Here is a 23,660-nt window from a genome sequence, read left to right on the forward strand (position 1 = left end):
GCAAGCCAGGCAAAGAGATGCCTATGATAAACACTTTTCCGGGCGCAGACAGTGTTTGCCTGTGCCGGCCTCTTCGCGGGTAAACCCGCTCCTACCTCGGTGCGATCCCTGTTGGAGCGGGTTTACCCGCGAAGAGGCCGGCACAGGCAACTCCAATCAAGAGACCTTCAATGCCAACCAAGCCCCAACCCCCGATTGCCCAAGCCGACCAGGCCACCGACCCGTATGCCTGGCTGCAACAGCGCGACACCCCCGAGGTACTCGCTTACCTGCAAGCTGAAAACGCCTACCAGGAAGCCTGCCTGGCCGACCAGGCACCGTTGCGTGAGCGCCTGTTCGAAGAAATCAAGGGCCGCATCCTGGAGACCGACCTGTCATTGCCGGCGCCCTGGGGCCCCTACCTGTACTACACCCGTACCACCGCCGGCGACGAATATCCGCGTCACTACCGCTGCCCACGTCCGGCCGACGACTCGAACACCGTCGATGAAAGCCAGGAGCAACTGCTGCTCGACCCCAACGCCCTGGCCAACGGCGGTTTCCTCTCCCTGGGCGCGTTCAACATCAGCCCCGACCACCGCCTGCTGGCCTATAGCCTCGACACCAGCGGCGACGAAATCTATACCCTGTACGTCAAAGACCTGGCTAGTGGCAGTGTCACTACCCTGCCCTTCGACGACTGCGACGGTAGCCTGACCTGGGCCAACGACAGCCAGACGCTCTTCTTCGCAGAGCTGGACGACACCCACCGCCCATGGCGCCTGCGTCGCCACACCTTGGGCACCGACGCCGCGCACACCGTGTTCGAAGAGCCAGATGGGCGTTTCTTCCTGCACTGCTACCGCACCAGCTCCGAGCGCCAGCTGGTGCTGCTGCTGAACAGCAAGACCACCAGCGAGGCCTGGGTGCTGGACGCCGAAACCCCGCAGGCGCCGTTCACCTGCCTGGCGCCGCGCGTCGAAGGCCACGAATACTTCCCCGACCATGGCCAACTCGACGGCCAGTGGCGCTGGTTCATCCGCACCAACCAGGATGGCATCAACTTCGCCCTGTACCACGCGCCAGCCGCGCCAGTGCCAAGCCGCGAACAGTGGCAGGTGCTGGTGGCGCACCGCGACGCGGTCATGCTCGAAGGCCTCAGCCTGAACGCCGGTGCCCTCACCCTGAGCCTGCGCGAAGGCGGCCTGCCGATCATCGAAGTCCGCCCGCAGGGCTTGCCGGCCTACCGCGTCGAACTGCCAGACGCAGCCTACAGCCTGTACGTGCAGGACAGCCTTGAATTTGCCAGCACTCGCATACGCTTGCGCTACGAAGCGCTCAACCGCCCGGCCCAGGTGCGCCAACTGACGTTGCCCACGGGCGCCCAGGTGGTGCTCAAGCAAACCCCGGTGCTCGGTGCATTCGATGCCGATGACTATGTCAGTGAGCGCCTGTGGGCAACCGCAGCGGACGGCACCCTGGTGCCGATCAGCCTGGTACGCCGCCGCCAGGACCTGGGCAAGACCGTGCCACTGTACCTGTACGGCTATGGTGCCTATGGCGAAAGCCTCGACCCCTGGTTCTCACATGCGCGCCTGAGCCTGCTGGAGCGCGGCGTGGCCTTTGCCATCGCCCACGTGCGAGGTGGTGGTGAACTGGGGGAAGCCTGGTACCGTGCCGGCAAGCAGGAGTACAAGCACAACACGTTCAGCGACTTCATCGCCTGCGCCGAGCACATGATCAGCCAGGGCGTGACTGCCGCCGACCGCCTGGCCATCAGTGGTGGCAGCGCTGGCGGCCTGCTGATCGGCGCGGTGCTCAACCTGCGCCCGGCGCTGTTCCGCTGCGCCATTGCCGAAGTGCCGTTCGTCGACGTGCTCAACACCATGCTCGACCCGGAGCTGCCGCTGACCGTGACCGAGTACGACGAATGGGGCAACCCTGAGGAGCCGGAGGTGTATGAACGGATCAAGGCTTATGCGCCGTACGAGAACCTGAAAGCGCAGGCCTACCCGGCGATGCTGGTGGTGGCGGGCTACAACGACAGCCGCGTGCAGTATTGGGAGGCAGCCAAATGGGTGGCGAAGTTGCGCACACTCAAGACCGACAGCAACCTGCTGCTGCTCAAGACCGAGATGGGGGCTGGGCATGGCGGGATGAGCGGGCGGTACCAGGGGTTGAAGGATGTGGCTCTGGAGTATGCGTTCGTGTTTGGCGAGCTGGGTATTCTTTGAGATAGCGGGGGGCGGGTTGCACCCCCCAGCCCCCTCAGCTCGCACCCGTCAATCATCCTCCACAACCGGCTTCGGCGGCTCCGGCCGCAACCCGGGCAATGGCTGATCCTTCGGCGGGCCGGGCACTGGCATCGGCGGCAACAGTGGCGCCCCCGGCTGGCTGTCGTAAGCCTTGGGCGGTGTACTCGGGGTTATCTGCGGGTATGGCGTGGGCGTAGGCGTACCCGGTGCACCAGGCACTGGCGTATTGAGACGAGGTGGCGTGCTGGCAGCTTCTGCCAGGGGCAGGCCAGCCATCAACAGCGCGGCGAGGATCGCGTGAAACATCAGCAACCTCCTGTCGGGAACCTTTCTACAGGCTACGCCTAAATCAACGCTTTCGCCTGTCCGCCTGACCTGCAAGCGCGCTAGACTCAATGGCATAACCGTCACCTGCCTGATCAGAACAAAGGAAACACCATGAGCTCCACCTCTTCTGCCGCCGCTACCGCGCGCCTCGACCGCATCCTGGCCGATGCCAAGCGCGACAAGGAAATGGGCTACCGCGACAAGGCCCTGAGAATGTACCCGCACGTGTGCGGTCGCTGCGCCCGCGAGTTCGCTGGCAAGCGCCTGAGCGAGCTGACCGTGCATCACCGTGACCACAACCACGACAACAATCCTCAGGACGGCTCCAACTGGGAGCTGCTGTGCCTGTACTGCCACGACAACGAGCACTCGCGCTACACCGACCAGCAGTACTTCAGCGAAGGCTCCACCAGCACCCCGAGCATTGCCAAGGCTACGCACAACCCGTTTGCCGGGCTGGCGGGCATGCTGAAGAAAGACTGACCATCGATTCGCCCCCCGCTGTTACCGGGCAGCCCGTATAATCGCGCTTTTTTCGCGAAGGGCCCCGGTACGTGGCAAACAAACGATACAGCTGCATCGGCCTGTTCAACCCCAAGTCGGCAGAAAACGTCGGCTCTGTGATGCGCGCCGCGGGCTGCTATGGCGTCAATTCGGTGTTCTACACGGGCAAACGCTATGAACGCGCGCGTGACTTCGTCACCGACACCAAGCGCGTGCACTACGACATCCCGCTGATCGGCATCGACGACCTGCAGCGCATTATTCCGTTGGGCTGCACGCCCGTGGCGGTGGAACTGGTAGAGGGTGCGCGGCCATTGCCGGATTACACCCATCCGGACCGGGCCATTTACATCTTCGGGCCAGAGGACGGCTCGTTGAGCGAAGACGTGCGGGGATGGTGTGAAGAGACTATCTACATCCCGACCGAGGGCTGCATGAACCTGGCGGCGACGGTGAATGTGGTGTTGTATGACCGCATGGCCAAAGGGCTGAATACCCGCTCAGGGCCCAAGTTCAAATAACAAGGCCATGCGGCGAAGCTTGGGCTGTCAAAGGCCGGGACAGGCGCCAGGGATGCCTTGGGCCTGTATGAAAAGCCTTGAGACGAAGGTCAGGCAAGGCTTTTCATACGGGCCTTAGTGCAACACCTTGCTCTGCAGCACATCCGAACCCCGCCCCAGCACGTTCTCGCTGATCTGCACGAAGTCTTCGGTACTGACGCTGGGCAGGCGCATCAGCCCACGCACTACATCGTCCAACGAACGTTTGGCCTGGGTGTGAATGCGGATTTCCTTGTCCAATGCCTGCAACAGCATCACGCCACGGGCCACCTGGGCCGGGCTTGCGCGCTCACCCTTGAGCCGGTTGACCTTGGCGCCCTGCTTGCTCAGACGCGCCTGCCAGACCTGGTAACGGTCATCACTCATCCCGCCCGAGCGGCGTAACAACTCGTTGGCGTAATAATCGGTCAGGCTCTCTACCAGCCAGTCACTGCCGTCACGCCCCTCAATCTGCGCGAACAGTTGCACCAATTCGCGCAGCAACGGGCTATTGCCGTTTTCGCTGACCATGGGCCGGGCACTGTTCAGGTACAACGAGCCCTGCGCAGCCATAGCCCCTCGCCACATGCCGTCACGCGCCCCGACCAACAGCAGCTTGGGCGGGTTACGCGGGAACACAGCTTGTAGTTGTGGCCAGACGAATGTGAGCAAGGTCAGGCTGTCCATGCGCCGCATGCCCTGCCCCACCGGCGCGGCCACGGTCACTTCGGTCTCGCCCAGGCGAGCGCGGCGGCTGCCCAGGTCGCCGGCAAGCATCCAGCCGGTCGGGCGATCGAACAGGCGCGACACGTTGTCGATGCGAAACTTCCCCTTGCCGATGCGCGGCCAGGACGTTTCGATGCTCTTCCAGCCCTCGGGCAGGTCGAAAGCCAGGCGCGCCACCAGCTCGGTACCATCCTGCTGGTCGAGGCGCGCAGGGGGTATCAGCTGGTCGCCGAGGAACAGGGCCCAGTGCGGGGTGATGCGTGATGAATAGGCGCCGCTGGCCAGCTTCTGGTCCAGTTGCACACGGTAGCTGAGGCTGGTCTTGCCGGCCGCTGGCTGCCAGATACCACGTTGCCCCTTCAGCTGCCATTGCCCATCAGCCTGGAAGCCGCTGTAGGCCCCAGCCTTGCCCAGGTCGAAGTCCAGGCTGCGCACGGCGCTGCCTTCGGCCAATGTCACGCGGACCTCGGCCTGGCCGCTGGCAGGCAGCAAGCGCACCTGGTAGTCGAGGTCGACCTTTTTCGCCCAGGCCGGCGAACTGGCCATCAGGCCCAACAGCAACATCAGGTGGCAACGCATACAGAAACTCCTTGTTTCCCCGAGGCAGCGGGCCGCGCCGGTCAGCTGGCGCGAAAGATCAGGTGGTCTTCCCAGTCGTCTTCGTGCACATCGTGTTCACTGAGCATACGTCCCGACTGGGAAATGCGCTGTTCATGAACCTGTTGCCGGTCGCCACAGACCAGGTGATGCCAGGCCGGCAAGTCCTTGCCCTCACTGACCAGGCGGTAACCGCAGGTACTCGGCAGCCACTTGAACTGGTCGGCCTTGCCCGGGGTGAGCTGGATGCAGTCTGGCACTTGGGCGAAGCGGTTGGGGTAGTCGCTGCACTGGCAGGTATTCAGGTCCAGCAATTTGCAGGCGATGCGCGTGTAATAGACGCTGTTGTCGTCTTCGTCCTCGAGCTTTTGCAGGCAGCACAGGCCGCAGCCATCGCACAGCGACTCCCACTCTTGCTGGCTGAGCTCTTCAAGGGTCTTGCGCCGCCAGAACGGCGCGTTTTCAGCGATCATCACACAGGGTTCCTGCCTTCATCTTGGGGGCCACGGCGCGCGGCGGCGCCAGTCTAGAGCCTGGCCTTCGGCAAAGCCAGACCGCTTGTCAGTCGCGACGGCACGCAGTAGCGTGCGCTTTTCCCGTCCGTTCGCAGGAGCCGCCATGAGCGCCAACCCCCGCATTGCCGATTACGCCATCAACGAGCAGTTCATCAACCGCTGGTCGCCACGCGCCTTCACCGCCGAGCCGATCAGCGAAGAAACCCTGCTGAGCTTCCTCGAAGCCGCCCGCTGGGCACCTTCGGCCTATAACTCGCAGCCTTGGCGCTTCCTTTATGCCCGCCGCGACACGCCGAACTGGGAGCGTTACCTGAGCCTGCTGGTGCCCTTCAATCGCAGCTGGGCGCAACAGGCGTCGGCGCTGGTGCTGGTCATTTCCAAGACCACGTTCGCGGCCCCGGGCGCTACGGAAGAAAAACCGGCGCTGTGGCACACCTTCGACACGGGCTCTGCCTGGGGGCACCTGGCCCTGCAGGCCAGCATCAGCGGCTGGCATACCCATGGCATGGCCGGCTTCGATCAGGACCTGGCACGTCAGGAACTGAAGATTCCCGAGGGTTACGTACTGCATGCCATGGTGGCGATCGGCAAGCTGGGGGACAAGGCCAGCCTGGATGAAGCCCTGCAGGCGCGTGAAGTGCCGAGCCCGCGCAAGCCGCTGAGCGAGCTGGCTGCTGAAGGCGATTTCAGCCTGTAAGGTTTGTGTTGGCAGGTGCTGGCCTCTTCGCGGGCAAGCCCGCTCCTACGGGGGGTATCACCACCCTGTGCTGGAGCGGGTTTACCCGCGAAGAGGCCGATACAGGCCACAGCGATCAGTAGCCCCGGGCGAAATCGACTTCACCCCGCAACCCCTGCCCCGCTTCATAAGCCCGCACATTCTCGACAAACAAGCGCACCATCGCTGTCGGCGAGGTGGGCGCCGAGCTGTGCCCGGTCAGCAGCAAGCCCCAGGCGGTCCAGAACGGGTGTTGCTTGGGCAACGGCTCCTGGCGGCACACATCGATCACGGCACCAGCCAGATGGCCCTCTTTCAACGCCTCGACCAGGTCGGCATCGACCACCGCCACACCACGCCCGGCATTGATGAACAAGGCCGAGGGCTGGAAGCATTTGAACAGCGCGGCGTCATACAGGTCATGAGTCGCCGGGGTATCCGGCAGCAGGTTCAGCACGTAGTCGACCTGGCCGACCATGCGCGGCAGGTCGGCCAGCGCCGCCACCTCGACGAACGGGGCCTGTTCACGGGCGCTGCTGGCAACCCCGTACAGCTCCACACCAAACGGCTGCAGGAACTCGGCCACACGCTGACCAATGTCGCCCGCCCCCACAATGAGGACCTTGCGCCCTTCCAGGCTGCGCCCCGGGCGGTCATCCCAGCGCCGCTCGACCTGGCTGACCAGGCGCGACAGCACCTCACGCTCATGGCCTAGCATATAGGTGAGCATGTACTCGGCCATCACCTGACCAAATATGCCAACTGCGCGGCTCAGGCGGTAATCACGCGGCAGGCCGTCGGCCAGCAACGGCGTGATACCGGCCCATGTCGACTGTATCCAGCCCGGCTTGTGGCCTTGGCGCAGCAGACTGGCCAGCAAGTCCGGCTGGCCCAGCCACACCGGGCACTGCGGTGCCTGGCGGGCCAGTTCGGCAGAGTCGCCGCTGGTCACAACGTCCACGTCAGGCGCGGCTACGCGCAAAAGCCCGGCGTATCGAGCATGGTCATGCTCAGCGATCAGTACGCGCATGGTCAGACGGGGTCGTTGCGGCGCAGCAGCTCTTCGGGCAGGTGCTCGATGTACTCATCTTCCAGCGGCGGCATCTGCAGGTGGTAGCCTTGGCTTTCGAGGTTCTCCAGCACCTTGGTGATGTCCTCGCGGGCCAGTTTGCGCTCAGGGGTGAGCACCAGGTCGAAAGCGTGCACGGGGGTGCCGAAGAACGGCAGCAGGCCTTCAGGCACGCGTTCCAGGCCGTCAGCCTTGAGTACGTACAGGTACATTTCGTTCTTGCGTGGGCTCTTGTAGATCGAGCAAATGCGTTTCATCGGGTTTCTCCGGCACCTGCCAGGTTGTCCAGCAGGGCCTGGCCCATGCGCTCACGGCGCCAGCCGCGCAGCGAATCGGGCAGTTGATAAGGGCCATTGGGGTATCCGCTCTTGAGCAGCGCCTCCAGGGCTTTCTTGCGCAGCATCAGCTCGGGTGCAATCCCCAGGCGCTCGCCTTCGGCCTGGCCGATGGCACGCAGCTGCTTGAGAAGGCCAGCAGCCTCGATCGGCAGCGGCTCAGGCAAGGGCGCAGGCCATTGCTCGGCCGGCAGGCTGGCGGCGCGCTTGATCAGCTGGATGAGGAACTCACCGTCCTGACGAATGGTGCGCGGGTGCATCTCGTCGATCTTGGCCAAGGCCGACAGGTTGTTCGGCTGGCTTTTGGCCATGGGCCACAGCGAGTGCTCCTTGAGGATACGATTACGCGGCACATCGCGGTTGCGCGCTTCGCGTTCGCGCCAGGCGCACAGCTCACGTAGCACTGCCAGTTGTTGAGGCGCCAGCTTCCAGGCCAGCTTGACGTCGCGGTACAGGCTTTCGGGCTCGACTTCACGGCGCAACGCAGCCACCAGCTCGGCGCCGTCTTCCAGCACCCAGGCATACTTGTCGTCACTCAGCCGCGGGCGCAGCACGGTGAAAAGCTCGGCCAGGTGCACGGCATCTTCGGCAGCGTAGCTGACCTGGGTTTCCGAGAGCGGGCGTTGCAGCCAGTCGGAACGGGTTTCGCCTTTGGGCAATTCGATGCCCAGCACTTCCTGCACCAGGCGCGAATAGCCCATCGAGAAGCCCAGGTTCAGGTAACCGGCGGCCAGCTGAGTGTCGAACAGCGGCTGAGGCAGCTTGCCGGTCAGGCGCAGCAGCACTTCGAGGTCTTCGCTGCAGGCGTGCAGCACCTTGACCACAGCGCTGTCTTCCAGCAGGTCGGCCAAGGGTTGCCAGTTGCCGATCAGCAGCGGGTCGATCAGGAAGGCGCGTTGGCCGTCGCCGATCTGGATCAGCCCGGCTTTCGGGTAGAAGGTGTCTACCCGCATGAATTCGGTGTCGACGGCGACGAAGGGCAGTTGGTGCCAGTCGCGGCAGTGTTCGGCCAGGCTCTGGTCGTCACGGATCCAGTGAATTTCGATGGCCACAAGGCTCTCCCACTAACATTGGCGCGCAGTATATACGGCGCGGGCACTGCGGGTGAAACTGTCCCGCTTTTCGGGGGCAGTCCACCCTGTGGGAGCGGGCGCGCCCGCGAATGAAGGCAACACGGTGTATGGCCCGGGTTTGCCCGGGTTCGCGGGCGTGCCCGCTCCCACAGGGCTTCAGCGCTTGGCCGCCAGCCAAGGCCGGCAACCGGCAAACATGTCCAGCGACTGCTGGTAGAGCTCGGTATGTACCTGCAACAGGCCAAGCATCGAGTGGAACAGGTTGTCCTGGGACAGCGGGGCATCGCTGAGCCGTGCCAGGCAGTCGGTATCGACGCCGAAGTCCTCCTTGTAGCTGTCGGAGAACCAGGTCAGCAGTGGTATGTGCTTCTGCTGCTCGGGAGCGATGGCGTAGGGCGTGCCGTGCAGGAACAGGTTGTACTCGCCCAGCGACTCGCCGTGGTCGGACAGGTAGATCATCGCGGTATCGACCTTGTCTTGCTTGCTGCGCAGGGTATCGATCAGCGAGGCCAGCACCTTGTCGGTATAGGCCAGGGTGTTGTCGTACCCGTTGATGATTTCCTCCTCGCTGCACTGGTTCAACGCGTTGCTCTGGCACACCGGGGTGAAGCGCTCGCCATCACTGGGGTAGCGCTTGAAGTACTCGGGGCCGTGGCTGCCCATCTGGTGCAGCACCAGCACGGTGTCCTTGTCGAGGTTGTCGATCAACGCGTCCAGGCCTTGCAGCAGGATCTGGTCATGGCATTCGCCATCGGCGCACAGCTGCGGGTCCTTGAGGTTGCTGACGTCGATGAACTGCACGCGATCGCAGGTGCCTTTGCAGCCCGACTGGTTGTCACGCCACTGCACGGCCAGGCCGGCACGCTGCAGGATGTCCAGCAGCCCTTCGCGGTTCTTCGCTACGCGGGCATCGTAGTCCTTGCGCTTCATGCCCGAGAACATGCAAGGTACCGAAACCGCCGTTTCCGTACCGCACGAGTGCACGTCGGAAAACGCCAGCAGGCCCTGCTCCCTGGCGAGATTGGGCGTGGTATCGCGGTCATAGCCCAACACGCCGAAATGGTCTGCCCGGGCACTTTCCCCGACCACCAGCACGGTCAGCGACTTGCGCTCATGTTTTAGCCAGGCCGCATCACGCTTGGCATCTTCGCCATAATGCTGGAACGGGCGCGAGGCCGTACCGACACGTTCGTCGACATAACCAATGGAGGCCCCGACGATATTGCTGGGGGTGAGCATCAGACGCAGTTCATGGTGATTGCGAAACAGCGACGACAGCCCTTGATAATTGACCAACGCGACCGAGCCGATGGTCACCACACAGGCACCACTGACCACCAACTTGCCCAGCAGCTCGCGGTGCCACGGGCGGTAGGCGATCTGCGCCTTCCACAGCAGCACCGATGGCAGCACACCCAGCAGCAGGATATACGCGGCAAACTTGAACGACATCAAGTCGCGCACCTCCGCAATATTGGTCTCGGCCATATTACGGAACATGCCGGCGTCAATAAGTACGCCGTACTGGTTCATGAAGTAAGCCACGCCCGCGCCACTCATGAACAACACGATAAGTACCGGCTTCAATACATACCGGAAGGCAAGTAACGTGAGGACAAGATTGAAGGCGAAAAGCATCAGCACAGCAAACGCCAGACTCAGCCACAACCCCGACAGGCCGGCAGGAACCGCCGCTTGCAGATGCTCCCAGAGGAACATGTTGAAGCCGATCAGCAGGTAAAGACTGGCCAGCAGCGTGACCCATTCAGTCCGCAGGGATTTGAAGTTGAGCATTAGCGTTCGCAATCAAGAGTTATTATCACCCCCAGGCCAAATGGCACTGTGGGAAAGTTGGGCGAACTCTAGAAAGCAGGTCATCAATTTTTTGTGAAAAAGTCGGTAACAATTTCGTGAGGGCGCGTCTTTTACCAATTATCTCAAAACCATTCAGCTGCCATTCAGCCTGAACCGCCGTCACAAGCCTGCGCAAAGACAGCTATCCTCAATGGTCAGGACCTTACCGACAACCCTGACAGAGGTGAAGAAATGCCAGTTCCGCACGATCTGCTCGCTGACCTGCACGTTACCGCTGATGCATTCCAGGCACTCATAGAGAAGGATCAGGACCTGCACAAACTGCACAAGGAGTACAACGCCAAGGACAAGGAGGTGGTAGCCGCCGAAGGCAACGGCACCAACGACGAGGCCGTCAACCGCCTGCGCAAGGAAAGGTTGCTGATCAAGGACAAGATCGAACGGATCATTCATCCGCCCAAACCCTGACAGGCATCTATTGAATCCACCGGCCTCTTCGCGGGCAAGCCCGCTCCTACACCGTCGTAGGAGCGGGTTTACCCGCGAAAGGGCCTGCGGCCCTCACACAGCAACCAGCGCTTTCAACGCCCCATCCAGGTCCTCGACCAGGTCACGGTAATCCTCGATACCTACCGACAACCGCAGCAGGTTCTCGCTGATCCCCATCACCCCTTTCTGCTCTGGGCTCAGCGAGCAGTGCGACATGCTCCAGGAGTGGTTGATCATGCTCTCCACCCCGCCCAGCGAGTCGGCCAGCACAAAAATCTGCAGCGCCTCCACCAGGCGGTTGAGCGCGGCGCGGTCGCCTTTCACTTTCATCGCCACCACCGCCCCGCCACTGCGCATCTGGCGTTTGCACAGTTCATGCTGCGGGTGGCTTTCCAGCCCCGGGTAATACACCTGCTCGACCTGCGCGTGACCTTCCAGGAAGCGCGCCACCTGCAGGGCATTGGCGCACTGGCGCTCCATGCGCACATCCAGGGTCTTCAGACCGCGCAGGGCCAGGTAGCAGTCGAACGGCCCCTGCACCGCACCAATCGCCATGCTGATACGGCGCAGGCGTGCCAGCAACGCATCGTTGGCCGCCACCACCACACCGCCGGTGAGGTCGGAGTGGCCACCGATGTACTTGCTGGCCGAGTGCATCACCAAGTCCACGCCCAGGGTGATCGGGCGCTGGTTCCACGGCGAGCAGAAGGTGTTGTCGATGCAGGTGAGGATGCCCTTGGCCTTGGCCAGGTCGCACACCGCCTTGATGTCGACCAGGTGCAGCAACGGGTTGGTTGGCGACTCGATCCAGATCAGCTGGGTTTCCGGCTTGATCGCAGCCGCTACGGCTTCAATGTCGTTGAGATCGACATAGGTGGTGGTCAGCCCGGAGGTGCGGCTGCGGTAATCTTCCATGATGCGGAACGTGCCACCGTACACGCCGTTCATCACCACCACGTGGGCATCCTTGGGCAGCAGCTCAAGCACGGTTGCGGTGGCATTGACCCCCGAGGCGCAGGCCACAGCGCCCACGCCTTCTTCCAAGGCAGCGACACAGGTTTCGTAGGCATGCCGGGTGGGGTTGCCGACGCGGCTGTAGGAATATTCCGGCTTATCGTCCAGGCTGCGCTTGGTGAACGAACTGGCGGTGACGATGGCCGGAAAAATGGCGTTATCGGCAACGCTGAACTGCTCGCCGGCGTGAATGGTACGGGTGGCGAAATTGCGCGGCTTGTCGGACATGGTCAGGCCCATTGGCAGAATGAAAGCTGCAACTATCGCACAACCCAAATCATCTGGCCTTGGGGTAATCTGTGAAATATTTTTCTGCACGGCCAGCGCGCGATATGGACAGTTTCGACCAGCACATTCTTACCCTGCTACAGCGTGATGCCTCGATCTCGCTGAAGGACCTGGCCGAGGCCGTCAACCTGTCCACCACACCGTGCTGGAAGCGGGTCAAGCGCCTGGAAGAATACGGCTACATCCTCGGCCGCGTCGCCCTGCTGGACCCCGAACGGCTGGGGTTGGGGCTCACCGTGTTCGTCCAGCTCAAGACCCAACGCCACGACAGCGCCTGGCTGGAGCAGTTTGCTGCGACCGTGACCGGGTTCGAGGAAGTGATGGAGTGCTACCGCATGTCCGGGGACTGGGACTACATGCTGCGGGTGGTGGTGGGTGATATTGCGGCGTATGACCGGTTCTACAAAAAGCTGATTACCCGTACCGAAGGGCTATCGAACATCACCTCCAGTTTTGCCATGGAGCAGATGAAGTACACCACGGCTTACCCGGTGCATCGCGCCTGACCGGTGCTGGATTCTTCGCGGGCAACCTCACAGGATCACCTCAACCTCAAGCGCTGTGGGGTCCCGTAGGAGCGGGTTCACCCGCGAAGAGGCCGGTACAGCCCCCCCATCAATCCGAGGCCAGCACCGCCGCAATGCGGTTCCCCGCCTTGGCCTTTTCGACCTTGATCGCCACGAATTTCGAGGTCGGGGTATAGGTCCCCTCACCATAACTTTCCAGCGGTACCAACGGGTTGGTTTCCGGGTAATACGCCGCCGCCTGCCCCTCGGGCACGTCATACGCCACCAGGCGGAACCCCGACACCCGCCGCTCCACGCCATCCTCCCACAACGACACAAGGTCCACCTGCTCACCCGGTTCGAAGCCCAGGCGACGGATGTCCGCCTCATTGACGAACACCACCTCACGCAGGCCGAACACCCCACGGTAACGGTCGTCCAGGCCATACAGGGTGGTGTTGTACTGGTCGTGCGAACGCAGGGTCTGCAAAATCAGGTCGGGCTTGTCACCACGGGCCAGTACCTTGGCGTTCACCAGTTCCTCGGGCAGCGCGTGGGGCATGAAGCGGGCCTTGCCCGTGGCCGTGCGGAAGTTGCGATCGGCGGCATTGTTGCCAAGGTGGAACCCGCCGGGGCTGTTCAAACGTTCATTGAAACCGGTAAAGCCCGGAATCACGTCAGCGATCATGTCGCGAATGCGGTTGTAATCGGCCACCGCATGCTCCCAGTCGATCGGCTGGTTGCCCAGCGTGGCCTTGGCCATACCGGCAATGATCCAAGGTTCCGAGCGCATATGCGGCGAGCGCGGGCGCAACTGGCCGTGGGAGATGTGCACCATGCTGAAGGTGTCCTCCACGGTCACGCCTTGCGGCCCTTCGGCCTGCAGGTCGATTTCGGTACGGCCCAGGCACGGCAGGATCAGCGCATCGCGGCCGGTGACCAGGTGCGAGCGGTTGAGCTTGGTGGAAATCTGCACGGTCAACGCGCAGTTCTGCAGCGCCGCGTGGGTGCGCGCGGTGTCCGGGGTGGCTTGGGCAAAGTTGCCGCCCAGGCCGATGAACACCTTGGCCCGCCCCTCTTCCATAGCCTTGATGGCCAACACCGCGTTGTGCCCATGGGTACGCGGCACACTGAACTGGAAGCGTTGTTCGATGGCATCGAGTAGCGCCGCCGACGGCTTCTCGTCAATGCCCATGGTACGGTCACCCTGCACGTTGCTGTGGCCACGCACCGGCGACAGGCCTGCGCCGGGTTTGCCGACGTTGCCACGCAGCAGCTGCAGGTTGACGATTTCCTGCACGGTCGGCACCGAATGGCGGTGCTGGGTGACGCCCATGGCCCAGCACATGATGACCCGCTCGGCCTTGCGGTACATGCGGGCGGCCAGCTCGATCTCGGCCAGGGTCAAGCCCGACTGTTTGACGATGTGCTCCCAGGACGTGGCATCCACCGCCGCCAGGTAATCGTCGACGCCGCTGGTGTGCTCGGCGATGAAGGCATGGTCGAACACCGCCGGCTCGCCCTTGGCCTGTGCCTCGCGCTCCCATTGCAACAAGTACTTGGCAATACCGCGCATTGCTGCCATGTCCCCACCCAAGGCCGGGCGGAAGTAGGCGCTGGAGGTCGGTTCGGAGCCGTTGCTGAGCATTTCGAACGGGTGCTGCGGGTGCTGGAAGCGCTCAAGGCCTCGCTCTTTCAGCGGGTTGAAGCAGACGACCTGAGCGCCACGCTTGACCGCTTCGCGCAGGGGTTCGAGCATGCGCGGGTGGTTGGTGCCGGGGTTCTGCCCGATGACGAATATCGCGTCGGCCAGCTCCAGATCGTGGAACACCACGGTGCCCTTGCCCACCCCGAGGGTTTCCGACATGCCCGCGCCGCTGGCTTCGTGGCACATGTTCGAGCAATCCGGGAAGTTGTTGGTGCCGTAGGCACGCACGAACAGCTGGTAAAGGAACGCCGCTTCGTTGCTGGCCCGGCCCGAGGTGTAGAATTCGGCTTCATCCGGCGACTGCAGCGCACGCAGGTGCCTGGCGACCAGCTCGAAGGCCTCCTGCCAGGTGGTTTCGACATAGTGGTCGGTGGCGGCGTCGTAGCGCATCGGGTGGGTGAGGCGGCCCTGGTATTCAAGCCAGTAGTCGGTCTGCTCTTTCAGCGCGCTGACGCTGTATCTGGCGAAGAAAGCCGGGTCGACCGAGCGGCCGGTGGCTTCCCAGTTGACCGCCTTGGCGCCGTTTTCGCAGAACTTGACCATGTCGCTTTCCGGCGACTCGCCCCAGGCACAGCCGGGGCAGTCGAAGCCGCCGTTCTGGTTGGTCTTGAGCATGGCCCGCAGGTTCTTGAAGGCGTTGTCGCTGCCCAGCCAGCTCTTGGTCACGCTTTTGAGCGCCCCCCAGCCGGCAGCGGCGCCCTTGTAGTCCCTGATGTGTTCGTCCTGGCTCATGCGATGAATCCTCACGCTTCGATGCTTTTTTCCAGCCTATGGAGCGTGGGAAGGGGCGTCCAATCGAAAGATCTTACGGCGTGATAAGCGGTTTCGATCATGGCTGCCAGGGGCTGTCCCAGGCGATAGAGGCCATCGATCAACCGGTCAGGCAAAGCAATTTGACGGCCTTGCGGCCAGGTTATAGCTTGGAGTCATGTCCCAACCCATTCGAGTGCGAACGTGGAACAGAACAGCCGGGCCCTGATCGACGGCTTCAACCGGAAAATCGACTACCTGCGGATGTCGGTCACCGACCGCTGTGACTTCCGTTGCGTGTACTGCATGGCCGAAGACATGCAGTTTCTGCCGCGCCAGCAAATCCTCAGCCTCGAAGAACTGTTCCAGGTGGCCGAGCGCTTCGTCGCGCTGGGCACCCGCAAGATCCGCCTGACGGGTGGCGAGCCACTGGTACGCCAGGGCATCGTCGACCTGTGCGGGCGTATCGCCGCCCTGCCCGGCCTGCGCGAGCTGTGCCTGACCAGCAACGGCTCGCAACTCGGGCGCCTGGCTCAGCCGCTGTTCGACGCCGGGGTGACACGCCTGAACATCAGCCTGGATAGCCTGGATGCCGACCGTTTCAAGCAACTGACCCGCACCGGCGACCTAGCCCAGGTAATCGCCGGCATCGACGCCGCACGCCAGGCCGGTTTCAAACGCACCAAGCTCAACTGCGTGGTACTCAAAGGCCGCAACGACCATGAACTGGTCGATCTGGTGCGCTTTGCCATCGAACGCGAGCTGGACATCACCTTCATCGAGGAAATGCCGCTGGGGGTGATAAGCGAGCATGAACGTGGCGAATCGTTCTGCTCCAGCGATGAAGTACGGGCACGCCTGGCCGAGCAGTTCACGCTGGTCGAATCGACCGAGTCGTCCATGGGGCCGGCCCGCTACTGGCGCCTGGCCGAAGCCGCGAACACCCGGGTCGGCTTCATTTCCCCACACAGCCACAACTTCTGCGCCACCTGCAACCGCGTGCGCCTCACCGTCGAAGGCCGCCTGCTGCTGTGCCTGGGCAACGAACACTCGGTAGACCTCAAGCACGTGCTGCGCGCCCACCCGGGCAACCCCGAACGCCTGGAAAAGGCCATTCGCGACTCGCTGCACCTCAAGCCCTATCGCCATCATTTCGAAGTCGGTGGCGATGTGCAGATCCTGCGCTTCATGAACATGACCGGCGGCTGAGCAGCCGTCTCTGGACTTCCATGATCGTCCCACCCTCCACCGATGTGTTGCGCGTGCTGTTCACCCTCAAGGGGTCGATCGTCAAACGCATTGCCCTGCGTTGCCTGATGGTGACACTGCTGGCCGCGCTGATCGTGCTGGTCGAGCGGCATTACCCGGCGTATTTCTACCCGGTCAGCGCCACGCCGTTCACCTTGCTGGGCCTGTCGCTGTCGATCTTCATGAGCTTTCGCAACAATGCGTGCTACGACCGTTGGTGGGAGGGGCGCAAGGCCTGGGGCAAACTGATTATCGAAACCCGCTCGTTCGTGCGGGAAAGCGTGGTGATTGCCGACGAAACACTGCGCACCGAACTGCTGCGCAACCTGTGTGGTTTCGCCCATGCACTAAATGCCCGGCTGCGTAACGAGGACGAACGGGCAGCTGCCAGGCCGTGGCTGGCCCGGGCCGATGCGATCAGCCCGCACAATGTGTGCGACGGCATCCTGCGTGAAATCGGCGAACACTGTTCACGGTTGGCCGCAAAGCAACAGATCAGCGAATGGCGCTACAACCTGCTGGAGCAGCGCCTGGCGGGCCTGACCGAAGTGCAAGCCACCTGTGAGCGGATCAAGGGCACTCCCTTGCCGTTCCCCTACACGCTGCTGCTGCACCGTACTATCTACATTTTCTGCCTGCTGCTGCCGTTTGCCCTGGCCGAGCCGCTGGGCTGGCTGGCACCGCTGTTCACCACCATCGTGGGGTACACGTTCTTCGGGCTGGATGCGATCGGCAACGAGCTGGAAGACCCGTTCGGGCGCGATGAGAACGACCTGCCGACCGATGCCATGGTGCGGACTGTGGAGCGCGATGTGCTGGCCGGATTGGGGGAACAGCAGCTGCCTCCCGCCTTGTTGCCGGTGGGGTATGTGTTGAGCTGACGGTGGGTGGTTGCCTGTTCTGGCCTCTTCGCGGGTAAACCCGCTCCTACATCGGCAACAGGTGTTTGACGAAGTTGCATGGCCGGTGCCGTGCATCCAGCTGCTCGGCCAGAATGCCTTCCCAGGCGGTGCGGCAGGCTCCGGTCGAGCCCGGCAGGCAACATACCAACGTGCGGTTGGACAACCCGGCCAACGCCCGGCTCTGCACGGTCGAGCTGCCAATATCGAGAATCGACAATGCCCGGAACAACTCGCCGAACCCATCGATACGCTTGTCCAGCAGGCACTCGACCGCTTCGGGTGTGCTGTCGCGCCCGGTAAAGCCGGTACCTCCGGTGATCAGCACCACCTGCACCTGTTCATCGGCAATCCAGCTGGCCACCTGAGCGCGGATCTTGTACAGGTCGTCCTTGAGCAGCGCTCGCGCCACCAGCCGGTGACCGACCTCGACCGAGCGGTTGGCCAGCAGCGCGCCGGAAGTATCGTTGTCGTAGGTACGGGTGTCGCTGACAGTCAGCACGGCGATGTTCAGCGGTACGAAGACCGCATCAAGTTGGACGCGCACGGTGAAGCTCCTTGAAGGGCATTTTCACCACGCTAGAGGCATACCCCCAGAGGCGTCCAATCGATATGACGTACCGGCCGATCAATGACATCTATCGCAGACGTGGGTTAAGGTCTGCATAACCAGACGCCAGGCACTTCCATGGACATCAAGCAGCTCAAGTTCCTCATCGCCCTCGACCAGACCCGCCACTTCGGCCAGGCGGCGGCGCTGTGCCATATCACCCAGCCGACGCTGTCCATGCGCCTGCGCAACCTGGAAGACGAACTGGACCTGGTGCTGGTCAAGCGGGGCCAGCGCTTCGAAGGTTTCACCGAGGCCGGCGAGCGCATCCTGGCCTGGGCCCGTACCCTGCTCGCCGCCCATGACGGCCTGCAGGCCGAGGCTGCCAGTTGCCGTGGCCAGGTGGTCGGCAGCCTGCGCCTGGGCACGGTGCCGCTGGCCAGTTTCAACCCCATGCACCTGCTGCTGCCCCTGCGCGAAAAATACCCCGAACTGCACTTTCAGCTCAGCTCGCTGAGCTCGGAACAGGTCATCGACGGCCTCAGCCGCAACCAGCTCGACCTGGGTATCTGCTACCTGGACCAGGTCAACACCAGCTTTTTCGAAGTGATCGAACTGGGCACCACCACCATGGGCCTGCTGCACGATACGCGGCACTTCCAGTTCACCAGCGACCGGCTGCGCTGGGACGAGCTCGGCGATATTCCGCTGGGGCTGCTGAGCAAAGGCATGCACTACCGCCAGTCGCTGGACCTGAGCTTCCGCAGCCGTGGTCTGGAGCCCAATGCGGTGCTTGAGAGCGACTCGAGCTTCCAGCTTATCCAGGCCATCAACACCGGCATATGCTGCGCGATCATGCCACTGGACTGCGGCCTGGAAGACCTCAGCGAGCACCTGCGCATCGTACCGGTGGCAGACGCCGCCATCCACAGCCCGGTCGGGCTGCTGCTGCGCCGCAGCGAGCCGCGCTCGGCGATTGCCGAGCAATGCTTTGCCGAGGCGCGGGGGCTGTTTCAGGCCAGCTGATCGGCGGTAGCCTGGCGGTACTGGCGCGGCGTAAAGCCGGTCAGCTGCTTGAACTGGCGGCTGAAGGCGCTGTGGTCGGTGTAGCCGCAGCGCATCGCCACTTCAGTGATCGGCAGCTCCGAATGCAGCAGGCGATGGGCATGCTCCAGGCGCGCCTTGTGGATCATCTGCCGGGGCGTGAGGTGGAACACCCGCTTGCAATAGCGCTCCAGCTGGGCCACGGAAATACCGGCAATGCGGGTCAGCTCGCTCATGCTGATCGGCTGGTGAAAATGCTGGCGAATGTGCTCGTCCACTGCGGCCAGGCGCTGGTAGGCGGGGTGGCTGTCAGCGGCTGACTGCAAGTCGACCGAGATGCCGACCAGGCCGATGATTTCGCCGGCAGGGTTGTACAGCGGGCGCTTGTGGGTCAGGCACCAGCCGGGCTCACGGCTGCCGTAGAGGTGCAGCTCCAACTGGTCCTCCAGCACCAGGCCTTCCTTGAGAACACGTCGATCCTGCTCGGTATAGCCGGGGCCAAACTGTGCCGGAAACACTTCGGCGCTGGTCTTGCCCAGCAGCGGTTGCAGGCGCTTGAGGCCACAGCGCTGGACCAGTGTGTTGTTGGCCAACGCATAGCGGGCGGCAGAATCCTTGATGAAGATTGCGGCGTTGGGGATGGCGTCGAGCATCGGCAGCAACAGCGATACGCCGGCGAGCAGGGCCTCGAGGGTGGCGGGGCGGTGCTGGTCGAGGGACTGGTAGAGGGTTGCCAGGGGGGTGTCGGTCATCTGTCGGTTCTCTGCTGGCTGGGCCGGCCTCTTCGCGGGTGAACCCGCTCCTACAGGGCCCCCACAGATTTCGAATTCTGCGCCGTACCTGTAGGAGCGGGTTCACCCGCGAAAGGGCCGGCACTAGCACTGCATCTCTCAAACCCTTATCCGGTATGGCTTTGAGCCTATCCCCACGCTTTGCGCCTTACCACTGTTTTTCTGCAACTGTGCCGATTTCGTCATCCCCCTTGCAGAAAACCATCAAGAACCGCCGCCCTGATCGGTCCACTCTATGTCCCACGCAAGCCGCCCAAGTCCTACAAGAGCGCGGCCCAAAAAGCCGCATCTCGTGACATCAGACCTGCCTATCCAATAACCAACAAAAAGGCGAACCCATGTCAGGCAAATTCAAAAAACAGTTATCACTGCTGGACCTCACCTTCATCGGCCTAGGCGCCATCTTCGGCTCCGGCTGGCTGTTTGCCGCCAGCCACGTCTCGGCCATCGCCGGCCCGGCCGGCATCCTCTCCTGGTTCCTTGGCGGGTTCGCCGTACTGCTGCTGGGCATCGTCTACTGCGAGCTGGGCGCCGCCCTGCCACGTGCCGGTGGCGTGGTGCGCTACCCGGTGTACTCGCACGGCCCACTGCTCGGCTACCTGATGGGTTTCATCACCCTGATCGCCTTTTCCAGCCTGATCGCCATCGAAGTGGTCGCCTCACGCCAATACGCCGCCGCCTGGTTCCCTGGGCTGACCAAGGCCGGCTCCAGCGACCCAACCGTGCTCGGCTGGCTGGTGCAGTTCGCCCTGCTGGGGCTGTTCTTCTTCCTCAACTACCGCAGCGTGAAAACCTTCGCCAAGGCCAACAACCTGGTCAGCGTGTTCAAGTTCATCGTGCCGCTGCTGGTGATCGGCGTACTGTTCACCTTCTTCAAACCGGAAAACTTCGAGGTCCAGGGCTTTGCCCCGTTCGGCCTGTCCGGGGTGGAAATGGCCGTATCCGCCGGCGGCATCATCTTCGCCTACCTGGGCCTGACGCCGATCATTTCGGTGGCCAGCGAGGTCAAGAACCCGCAGCGCACCATCCCGATTGCGCTGATTCTTTCGGTGTTGCTGTCCACCGCGATCTACGCCTTGCTGCAACTGGCCTTCCTTGGCAGCGTGCCGACCGAAATGTTGGCCAACGGCTGGGCCAGCGTGACCAAGGAACTGGCCCTGCCCTACCGTGACATCGCCCTGGCGCTGGGTGTGGGCTGGCTGGCCTACCTGGTGGTGGCCGACGCAGTGATCTCGCCAAGCGGCTGCGGCAACATCTACATGAACGCCACCCCGCGCGTGATCTATGGCTGGGCGCAGACCGGCACCTTCTTCAAGTACTTCACCCGCATCGATGCAGAGTCCGGCATCCCGCGCCCGGCCCTGTGGCTGACATTTGGCCTGTCGGTGTTCTGGACCCTGCCGTTCCCGTCGTGGGAAGCGCTGATCAACGTGGTGTCCGCCGCCCTGGTGCTGAGCTACGCCGTGGCCCCGGTGAGCGTCGCCGCCCTGCGCCGCAATGCACCACACATGCCGCGCCCGTTCCGGGTCAAGGGCATGGCCGTACTCGGCCCGCTGTCGTTCATCATCGCCGCGCTGATCGTGTACTGGTCGGGCTGGAACACCGTGTCGTGGCTGCTGGCCCTGCAGATCGTGATGTTCGTGCTGTACCTGCTGTGCAGCCGTTTCGTACCCACCCAGCACCTTTCACTGGCCCAGCAAGTTCGCTCGTCGGCATGGCTGATCGGGTTCTATGCGCTGACCATCCTGCTGTCGTGGCTGGGCAGCTTCGGCGGCTTGGGCGTCATCGGCCACCCATTCGACACCGTGGTCGTGGCGGCCTGCGCGCTGGGCATCTACTACTGGGGCGCGGCCACTGGCGTGCCTGCCCACCTGGTGCGCCTGGAAGGCGAGGACGAAAGCGAAGCCTGCGCTGAAACCACTACCGGCCGCCCTGCTGCCGTCGCTTCCTGATCTTTTACGCAAGGGACAAGCCCATGAAACAGATTCACGTCATCGACTCCCACACTGGCGGCGAACCGACCCGCCTGGTGATGAAGGGCTTTCCGCAACTGCACGGCCGAAGCATGGCCCAACAGCGTGACGAACTGCGCGAGCTGCACGACCGGTGGCGCCGCGCCTGCCTGCTGGAGCCACGCGGCAACGATGTGCTGGTTGGCGCACTGTACTGCCCGCCAGTGTCGGCCGACGCCACCTGCGGGGTGATCTTCTTCAACAACGCCGGTTACCTGAACATGTGCGGCCACGGCACCATCGGCCTGGTCGCCTCGTTGCAGTACCTGGGCCTGATCGCACCGGGTGTGCACAAGATCGACACCCCGGTCGGCCAGGTCAGCGCCACCCTGCACGAAGATGGCGCCATCACTGTCGCCAACGTGCCCTCCTACCGCTACCGCCAGCATGTGGCGGTGGACGTGCCCGGTCATGGCGTGGTGCGCGGCGACATCGCCTGGGGCGGCAACTGGTTTTTCCTTGTGTCCGAACACGGCCAGCGCATCGAGCTGGATAACCGCGAGGCGCTGACCGAGTACACCTGGGCCATGCTCAAGGCCCTGGAAACCCAGGGCGTCACCGGCGAAAACGGCGCGCCCATCGACCACATCGAGCTGTTCGCCGACGACCCCAACGCCGATAGCCGCAACTTCGTGATGTGCCCCGGCAAGGCCTACGACCGCTCCCCGTGCGGCACAGGCACCAGCGCCAAGCTGGCCTGCCTGGCCGCCGACGGCAAGCTTGCCGAAGGCCAGACCTGGGTGCAGGCCAGCATCACCGGCAGCCAGTTCCATGGCCGCTACGCGCGCGACGGCGAACGCATTCGCCCGTTCATCACCGGCCGCGCCTACATGACCGCCGACAGCACCCTGCTGATCGACGAACAAGACCCTTTCGCCTGGGGCATCTGACCCCGGTCTTTTCCCGACTGAACTTTGCCAGGAGTGACAACAATGAATGACAACATCTTCACCGGCACCATGCCTGCCCTGATGACCCCGTGCACCGCCGAGCGCAAACCGGACTTCGACGCCCTGGTGCGCAAGGGCCGCGAGCTGATCGAGGCCGGCATGAGCGCGGTGGTGTACTGCGGCTCGATGGGTGACTGGCCGCTGCTGACAGAGGCCGAGCGCCAGGAGGGCGTGGCGCGCCTGGTGGCGGCCGGCATCCCGACCATCGTCGGCACGGGCGCAGTGAACACCCGTGAGGCGGTTTCGCATGCTGCACACGCCGCCAAGGTTGGCGCCGCCGGCCTGATGGTCATCCCCCGCGTGCTCAGCCGCGGTGCTTCGCTGATCGCCCAGAAGCACCATTTCTCGGCCATCCTCGCTGCCGCACCGAAACTGCCGGCGGTGATCTACAACAGCCCTTACTACGGCTTTGCCACTCGCGCCGACCTATTCTTCGAACTGCGCAGCCAGTTCCCCAACCTGATCGGCTTCAAGGAGTTTGGCGGTGGCGCCGACTTGCGCTACGCCGCCGAGCACATCACCTCCAAGGATGACGATGTCACCCTGATGGTCGGTGTCGACACCCAGGTGGTGCATGGCTTCGTCAACTGCAACGCCACCGGCGCCATCACCGGCATCGGCAACGCGCTGCCGCGCGAAGTGCTGCAACTGGTGAGCCTGAGCAAACAGGCCGCCAAAGGCGACGCCCGGGCCCGGCGCCTGGCGCGCGAGCTGGAAGCGGCGCTGGCGGTACTGTCGTCGTTCGATGAAGGCTGCGACCTGGTGTTGTATTACAAGCACTTGATGGTGCTCAACGGCGACACCGAGTACAGCCTGCACTTCAACGAGACCGACGTCCTGACCGACGCTCAGCGCAACTATGCCGAACAGCAGTACGCGCTGTTCCGCAGCTGGTACGCCAGCTGGTCGGCTGAGCAGAACATCGCCTGAGCAGCCACTGCTCTCCCTGTGGGGGCGGGCGT

23 protein-coding genes are annotated in these 23,660 nt (G+C 63.3%); 12 read left to right on the forward strand and 11 right to left on the reverse strand.

The window, feature by feature from the left end:
* Positions 1–170: 170 nt before the first annotated feature.
* A complete protein-coding gene (locus ACF8FB_RS07475) occupies positions 171–2,213 on the forward strand; it encodes a S9 family peptidase (protein WP_010955252.1) in 2,043 nt (680 codons plus the stop codon).
* A gap of 48 nt (positions 2,214–2,261) precedes the next feature.
* On the opposite strand, the gene ACF8FB_RS07480 is transcribed toward ACF8FB_RS07475, so the two are convergent.
* A complete protein-coding gene (locus ACF8FB_RS07480; RefSeq protein ID WP_049586991.1) occupies positions 2,262–2,540 on the reverse strand; it encodes a hypothetical protein in 279 nt (92 codons plus the stop codon).
* A gap of 132 nt (positions 2,541–2,672) precedes the next feature.
* Between ACF8FB_RS07480 and ACF8FB_RS07485 the strand changes: the two genes are divergently transcribed.
* Positions 2,673–3,044, forward strand: a complete 372-nt coding sequence (locus ACF8FB_RS07485; protein WP_003254676.1) for a YajD family HNH nuclease — start codon at positions 2,673–2,675, stop codon at positions 3,042–3,044.
* Between the two features lie 71 nt (positions 3,045–3,115).
* A complete protein-coding gene (locus ACF8FB_RS07490; protein ID WP_010955253.1) occupies positions 3,116–3,586 on the forward strand; it encodes an RNA methyltransferase in 471 nt (156 codons plus the stop codon).
* Between the two features lie 114 nt (positions 3,587–3,700).
* Here the strand turns inward: ACF8FB_RS07490 and ACF8FB_RS07495 are convergent, their stop codons facing one another.
* Positions 3,701–4,909, reverse strand: a complete 1,209-nt coding sequence (locus tag ACF8FB_RS07495) for a hypothetical protein (RefSeq protein ID WP_392511165.1) — start codon at positions 4,907–4,909, stop codon at positions 3,701–3,703.
* A 41-nt stretch (positions 4,910–4,950) separates the two neighbouring features.
* Entirely contained in the window at positions 4,951–5,400 is a 450-nt protein-coding gene (locus ACF8FB_RS07500) for a YcgN family cysteine cluster protein (RefSeq protein WP_014590031.1), read from the reverse strand.
* A 145-nt stretch (positions 5,401–5,545) separates the two neighbouring features.
* Here ACF8FB_RS07500 and ACF8FB_RS07505 point away from each other — a divergent pair, with 145 nt between their 5' ends.
* Positions 5,546–6,139, forward strand: a complete 594-nt coding sequence (locus tag ACF8FB_RS07505) for a nitroreductase family protein (RefSeq protein WP_014590030.1) — start codon at positions 5,546–5,548, stop codon at positions 6,137–6,139.
* A gap of 115 nt (positions 6,140–6,254) precedes the next feature.
* On the opposite strand, the gene ACF8FB_RS07510 is transcribed toward ACF8FB_RS07505, so the two are convergent.
* From ACF8FB_RS07510 to ACF8FB_RS07525, 4 genes are all read right to left on the reverse strand, one after another.
* Positions 6,255–7,187 carry a D-2-hydroxyacid dehydrogenase gene (locus ACF8FB_RS07510; RefSeq protein ID WP_392510773.1) on the reverse strand — a complete coding sequence of 311 codons (933 nt, stop codon included), beginning with the start codon at positions 7,185–7,187 and terminating at the stop codon, positions 6,255–6,257.
* Positions 7,188–7,189: 2 nt separating this feature from the next.
* Positions 7,190–7,483 carry a YcgL domain-containing protein gene (locus ACF8FB_RS07515; RefSeq protein WP_010955258.1) on the reverse strand — a complete coding sequence of 98 codons (294 nt, stop codon included), beginning with the start codon at positions 7,481–7,483 and terminating at the stop codon, positions 7,190–7,192.
* Positions 7,480–8,613: a ribonuclease D gene (rnd, locus tag ACF8FB_RS07520; RefSeq protein WP_010955259.1), complete on the reverse strand. Its 1,134-nt coding sequence runs from the start codon at positions 8,611–8,613 to the stop codon at positions 7,480–7,482. The genes ACF8FB_RS07515 and rnd overlap by 4 nt, the downstream gene beginning before the upstream one ends.
* Positions 8,614–8,790: 177 nt before the next feature.
* Positions 8,791–10,428 carry a phosphoethanolamine transferase gene (locus ACF8FB_RS07525; RefSeq protein ID WP_392510774.1) on the reverse strand — a complete coding sequence of 546 codons (1,638 nt, stop codon included), beginning with the start codon at positions 10,426–10,428 and terminating at the stop codon, positions 8,791–8,793.
* A 252-nt stretch (positions 10,429–10,680) separates the two neighbouring features.
* Here ACF8FB_RS07525 and ACF8FB_RS07530 point away from each other — a divergent pair, with 252 nt between their 5' ends.
* A complete protein-coding gene (locus ACF8FB_RS07530) occupies positions 10,681–10,917 on the forward strand; it encodes a YdcH family protein (RefSeq protein ID WP_392510776.1) in 237 nt (78 codons plus the stop codon).
* Between the two features lie 93 nt (positions 10,918–11,010).
* Here ACF8FB_RS07530 and ACF8FB_RS07535 read toward each other — a convergent pair whose 3' ends face one another.
* Complete coding sequence (locus tag ACF8FB_RS07535; protein ID WP_010955262.1) at positions 11,011–12,192, reverse strand: PLP-dependent aspartate aminotransferase family protein; 1,182 nt, start codon at positions 12,190–12,192, stop codon at positions 11,011–11,013.
* Positions 12,193–12,284: 92 nt separating this feature from the next.
* Here ACF8FB_RS07535 and ACF8FB_RS07540 point away from each other — a divergent pair, with 92 nt between their 5' ends.
* Entirely contained in the window at positions 12,285–12,746 is a 462-nt protein-coding gene (locus ACF8FB_RS07540) for an Lrp/AsnC family transcriptional regulator (protein WP_392510778.1), read from the forward strand.
* A 109-nt stretch (positions 12,747–12,855) separates the two neighbouring features.
* Here the strand turns inward: ACF8FB_RS07540 and ACF8FB_RS07545 are convergent, their stop codons facing one another.
* Positions 12,856–15,186: an FdhF/YdeP family oxidoreductase gene (locus ACF8FB_RS07545; protein ID WP_392511166.1), complete on the reverse strand. Its 2,331-nt coding sequence runs from the start codon at positions 15,184–15,186 to the stop codon at positions 12,856–12,858.
* Between the two features lie 222 nt (positions 15,187–15,408).
* On the opposite strand from ACF8FB_RS07545, the gene moaA reads away from it, so the two are divergent.
* Together moaA and ACF8FB_RS07555 are read left to right on the forward strand one after the other, a co-directional pair.
* A complete protein-coding gene (gene moaA, locus ACF8FB_RS07550; RefSeq protein WP_003254695.1) occupies positions 15,409–16,413 on the forward strand; it encodes a GTP 3',8-cyclase MoaA in 1,005 nt (334 codons plus the stop codon).
* A 20-nt stretch (positions 16,414–16,433) separates the two neighbouring features.
* Positions 16,434–17,333 carry a bestrophin family protein gene (locus ACF8FB_RS07555; protein ID WP_392511167.1) on the forward strand — a complete coding sequence of 300 codons (900 nt, stop codon included), beginning with the start codon at positions 16,434–16,436 and terminating at the stop codon, positions 17,331–17,333.
* A gap of 46 nt (positions 17,334–17,379) precedes the next feature.
* On the opposite strand, the gene moaB is transcribed toward ACF8FB_RS07555, so the two are convergent.
* On the reverse strand, positions 17,380–17,898 hold the full coding sequence (gene moaB, locus ACF8FB_RS07560) for a molybdenum cofactor biosynthesis protein B (RefSeq protein ID WP_003254698.1): 519 nt from the start codon (positions 17,896–17,898) through the stop codon (positions 17,380–17,382).
* Between the two features lie 141 nt (positions 17,899–18,039).
* On the opposite strand from moaB, the gene ACF8FB_RS07565 reads away from it, so the two are divergent.
* A complete protein-coding gene (locus tag ACF8FB_RS07565) occupies positions 18,040–18,927 on the forward strand; it encodes a LysR family transcriptional regulator (protein WP_010955266.1) in 888 nt (295 codons plus the stop codon).
* On the opposite strand, the gene ACF8FB_RS07570 is transcribed toward ACF8FB_RS07565, so the two are convergent.
* A complete protein-coding gene (locus tag ACF8FB_RS07570; protein ID WP_049588297.1) occupies positions 18,915–19,697 on the reverse strand; it encodes an AraC family transcriptional regulator in 783 nt (260 codons plus the stop codon). The genes ACF8FB_RS07565 and ACF8FB_RS07570 overlap by 13 nt on opposite strands.
* A 377-nt stretch (positions 19,698–20,074) precedes the next feature.
* Between ACF8FB_RS07570 and ACF8FB_RS07575 the strand changes: the two genes are divergently transcribed.
* Genes ACF8FB_RS07575 through ACF8FB_RS07585 form a run of 3 tightly spaced genes read left to right on the forward strand, consistent with a single transcriptional unit; the run spans position 20,075 to position 23,628 of the window.
* Positions 20,075–21,688 carry an APC family permease gene (locus ACF8FB_RS07575; protein WP_392510784.1) on the forward strand — a complete coding sequence of 538 codons (1,614 nt, stop codon included), beginning with the start codon at positions 20,075–20,077 and terminating at the stop codon, positions 21,686–21,688.
* A 23-nt stretch (positions 21,689–21,711) separates the two neighbouring features.
* Positions 21,712–22,638: a 4-hydroxyproline epimerase gene (locus ACF8FB_RS07580; RefSeq protein WP_392510785.1), complete on the forward strand. Its 927-nt coding sequence runs from the start codon at positions 21,712–21,714 to the stop codon at positions 22,636–22,638.
* A 42-nt stretch (positions 22,639–22,680) separates the two neighbouring features.
* The gene (locus tag ACF8FB_RS07585) at positions 22,681–23,628 is read left to right on the forward strand and encodes a dihydrodipicolinate synthase family protein (protein ID WP_010952391.1); all 948 of its coding nucleotides are present in this window, start codon (positions 22,681–22,683) and stop codon (positions 23,626–23,628) included.
* Positions 23,629–23,660: the final 32 nt, after the last annotated feature.

This window comes from Pseudomonas sp. yb_2 (genome assembly GCF_043103905.1).
Taxonomy (GTDB): domain Bacteria; phylum Pseudomonadota; class Gammaproteobacteria; order Pseudomonadales; family Pseudomonadaceae; genus Aquipseudomonas; species Aquipseudomonas alloputida.